Source organism: Citrobacter sp. Cpo221 (assembly GCF_030332345.1).
Lineage (GTDB): Bacteria > Pseudomonadota > Gammaproteobacteria > Enterobacterales > Enterobacteriaceae > Citrobacter > Citrobacter portucalensis.
On record NZ_JAOWIA010000011.1, the window covers coordinates 1 to 209 of the forward strand.

The 209-nt window shown below is 47.8% G+C and carries 1 rRNA gene; it reads left to right on the top strand.

Features of this window, described 5'->3' with window-relative positions:
- Positions 1–145: 145 nt before the first annotated feature.
- Positions 146–209 (top strand): 5S ribosomal RNA (gene rrf / locus OGY72_RS24870); the annotation flags it as partial.

Sequence of the window (209 nt, forward strand, 5' to 3'; positions counted from 1 at the left end):
GCGATACATTGAGCTAACCGATACTAATGAACCGTGAGGCTTAACCTTACAACGCCGAAGATGTTTTGGCGAAAGACAGACATCGATTTCAGCTTGATTACAGATTACATCAGAACGTAAAACACGGTCTGATAAACAGAATTTGCCTGGCGGCTGTAGCGCGGTGGTCCCACCTGACCCCATGCCGAACTCAGAAGTGAAACGCCGTA